This window comes from Bacillus cereus group sp. N12, from assembly GCF_016483575.1.
Classification (GTDB): domain Bacteria; phylum Bacillota; class Bacilli; order Bacillales; family Bacillaceae_G; genus Bacillus_A; species Bacillus_A toyonensis.
Window position 1 is genome coordinate 1 of the sequence record NZ_JAEHBO010000162.1, and the last position, 3,515, is coordinate 3,515.

Sequence of the window (3,515 nt, forward strand, 5' to 3'; positions counted from 1 at the left end):
TGTAAGTATAGTAACGATGTTAGCGATTCAGCCAGCAGCGGGATTTTTATCTGATGGTATTACGAGCGGTATTAACGTAATTTTAAATGTTGGTGGGGCATTTGCTGGAGCAGTGCTAGCCGGAACGTTTTTACCACTCGTTATGGTCGGATTACACCACGGTTTAACACCGATTCATATGGAATTTATTAATCAAACGCACGTAACACCTTTATTACCAGTACTCGCAATGGCTGGTGCTGGTCAAGTGGGCGCAGCGATTGCAATTTATGTAAAAACAAAAAATAAACGACTTCGTAACGTAATTAAAGGTGGATTGCCAGTTGGGTTTTTAGGGATTGGTGAGCCGTTATTATACGGGGTTACATTACCACTTGGAAAACCTTTTATCACTGCTTGTTTAGGAGCGGCTGTCGGTGGCGCATTCCAAGCAGTTATGAAAACGGCTTCACTCGGAATTGGCGTATCAGGATTATCTTTAATCCCGTTAATTGCTGATAATAAATATTTACTATATTTCTTAGGTTTAGTCATTGCATATACTTTCGGATTTATCTTCACGTACTTCTTCGGATTTAAAGAAGAAATGGCAGAAAACATATAGAGAAAGGGATTCCTTTCTCTTTTTCTATTCATAGAAAGGGAGATTCATATGATAGGAGTTTCAATTTATCTTTCAAAAGGGCAAGCAGACAAACAAAAAGAGTGGCTAAAAATAGCGAAGGAAAACGGATTCTCATCTATTTTTACATCACTTCATATTCCGGAAGATGATCCAGATACGTATAAAGAGTTAATTCAAACATTAGGGAAACAGGCTCTCGAAAATGAAATGGAATTAATGGTGGATATATCTCCAAAGTCGTTAAATCATTTAGGAATAACGTATGAAAATGTGGAAGTGTTATTGGGGTTTGGTATTACTGGTTTACGAATGGATTATGGCATTGCGCCGAAGGAAATTGCGCGTGTATCTCATAAGATGAAAGTAGCTTTAAATGCGAGTACGATTACAGAATCTTTCTGGGAAGAGTTACTTGCGGAAAATATACGGGTAGAGAATGTAGAAGCGTGGCATAATTTTTATCCGCGTCCAGAAACAGGACTAGCAAGGTCCTTCTTACAAAAGCAAAATCAATATTTACATGCGTGTGGAATAACAACGATGGCATTTATTTCGGGAGATGAGGATAAACGTGGCCCGTTATATGAAGGGTTACCAACGTTAGAAAAGCACCGCAATATGCGCCCGCTTGAAGCGTTTTTAGAACTTGTTCAAGATTGTGATGTCGATAAAGTGTTGATTGGAGATATAAGTGCTAGTTTAGAAAGTGTACAAGAAATTGCGAGCGCGAGTAGAGGGATTATTCCGCTGCGATATGAGTCATTTATAAATGAAAATGAAGTATTAAAAGTAGTAGAGCAAGTGCATACAAATAGATTAGACCCAGCACGTGATGTCATTCGCTCAGTAGAATCAAGGGAAGGAAATAAAGTGATTTTACAGCCGATGCATGCAATCGCAAGAAAGAAAGGCAGTATTACAATTGATAATGAATTGTACGGTAGATATGCCGGGGAGATGCAAGTTGTTATAAATGATTTGCCTACAGATGAGAAGGTGAATGTTGTCGGAATGGTTGTGGAAGAAGACGTGCCGTTATTGCCTTATATTGGTGCTGGAAAAAAGTTTCAACTTTTTCTGTGCGATTGAGTAAAAGCTGGAATTAGCGCTATTTTATAAAAGACATTATTCGTAAAACGGATAATGTTTTTTGTTTTCTTTAAAAAAAGCATTTGACGAATGAAACGAAATACCGTATTGTTTTGTCTTGTGAATAAATATTTACCATAACAAAACAAAAAAGGAGAGTTCAAAATGAATCAATATATTGGGAATTTAATTATTCGTATCGTGTTAGGAGTTACGTTCTTTGCACACGGTTTAGCAAAGTTTCAATCAGGTATAGATAACGTAGCAGGATGGTTTACAAGTATCGGTTTACCAGGTGGTCTTGCGTATGGCGTAGCGACAGTTGAATTAGTTGGTGGTATATTATTAATTATCGGTTTAGGTGTTCGATATGTAGGATTGTTATTCGCTCTTATTTTAGCTGGAGCTATCGTAAAGGTAAATGGAGCAGCAGGATTATTAGGAGATGGTAAGAATCCAGGATATGAATTAGATCTTGCATTATTATCAATGGGTGCGTATTTATTCGTTGTAAAAGCAGAAGGATATGTAGATCGTTTCTTAAAAGAGAAAGTAATGAAAACGAGGTAAATTTTATTTATAAATTGTTGACTTAAAGAGTATCTGTAACTATAATGATTACAACGATTAAGTTAAGAATGAAGTTAATTAGCATATTTTTTTACACAAGTTGTAACTGGAATAGTTACGATTTGTGTAAAGAATAAATAAACGTGGGAGGAATTACTATGCTTAAATCAAATTTAGAAATTATTCAAAGCACGTATGAAGGATCAGCTTCTTCGAATGCAAAACATTTAGCAGAAGCCCTCTCTGAAAAAATAGAATGGACAGAGGCAAAAGGTTTCCCGTACGGCGGAACGTATATAGGTACAGAGGCTATAATGGAAAATGTATTTAGTCGTTTAGGATCAGAATGGGATGATTATAAAGCGAGTGTAAATATGTATCATGAAGTAAACGGAAAAGATGTAATTATTGCTGAAGGTGTGTATTCAGGAGTTTATAAAGAAACGGGAAAATTGTTTGAAGCAGAATTTGTTCATATATGGCAGCTTGAAAATGGAAAAATCATAAAATTTAAGCAATATGTGGATAGTTATATTGTGCGAGAAGCGATGAAGGTTTAAAATGGAATAAGGAAACAAATGGAATCGGCTGTACGCAGGCGATTCTATTTGTTTATGTGATTATTAGGGGAATGGGGAATACATAATATGAAAAAATGGATTATAGGGACAATTACAATGATTGTAATTGCGATAGGAGCTGTATTCGGTGTTACGAAACTTCTAAATTATATAGAAGAAGAGGAGAAGAGTCTGAAAGCACAAAATGTAACGGGGCAACAAGGGAAGAAAGAAAAGGAAGAGAAGCAACAAGCTAGTGAAGATGAAATTATTTCTACCATGCATAGGATGGTACATCAAAAAGTGAAATCCTCTGAAAAATGGGGATTTATTGAAATGACAAATAAGGAAATTCGTAGTGCGAAGGAAGCAGTAGAAAGCAGTACAAATTTTAAAAATAAATCAAAGTTACTTGCTACTTTGGAGCGCTGGGAGAAAGGGGATTTTTCACAAACGGTTGAGGAGCATAACTTTTTGTGGGAAATTCAAGATGGTGATACTGGAAAGGCAACAGAACGTTTATCGCCAGAAGAAGAAAAGAAGTATGTGAAAGAAATGAAAGGTAAATAAAAACATCGCCACTTTGGTGGCGATGTTTTCCAGGCTGTGGAGAAAGTCTTCTCCACAGCCTGTTTATGTGTCTGAACCTCTTTTTATGTGTCAACACTGAT

The 3,515-nt window shown here is 36.3% G+C and carries 5 protein-coding genes; all 5 read left to right on the top strand.

Annotated features, from left to right (window positions below; genetic code table 11):
- Nucleotides 1–604: PTS sugar transporter subunit IIC (locus JDS92_RS29755; RefSeq protein WP_199633015.1), on the top strand; the 604-nt coding region annotated here is incomplete at its 5' end.
- 48 nt (nt 605–652) lie between these two features.
- Nucleotides 653–1,714 (top strand): DUF871 domain-containing protein, encoded by a 1,062-nt coding sequence (locus JDS92_RS29760; RefSeq protein WP_199633016.1) that lies wholly within the window; start codon nt 653–655, stop codon nt 1,712–1,714.
- Between the two features lie 165 nt (nt 1,715–1,879).
- On the top strand, nt 1,880–2,284 hold the full coding sequence (locus JDS92_RS29765; protein ID WP_199633017.1) for a DoxX family protein: 405 nt from the start codon (nt 1,880–1,882) through the stop codon (nt 2,282–2,284).
- Between the two features lie 158 nt (nt 2,285–2,442).
- Nucleotides 2,443–2,844: a nuclear transport factor 2 family protein gene (locus tag JDS92_RS29770; RefSeq protein WP_199633018.1), complete on the top strand. Its 402-nt coding sequence runs from the start codon at nt 2,443–2,445 to the stop codon at nt 2,842–2,844.
- Nucleotides 2,845–2,931: 87 nt separating this feature from the next.
- Nucleotides 2,932–3,414 carry a PRK06770 family protein gene (locus JDS92_RS29775; protein ID WP_199633019.1) on the top strand — a complete coding sequence of 161 codons (483 nt, stop codon included), beginning with the start codon at nt 2,932–2,934 and terminating at the stop codon, nt 3,412–3,414.
- Nucleotides 3,415–3,515 lie beyond the last annotated feature (101 nt).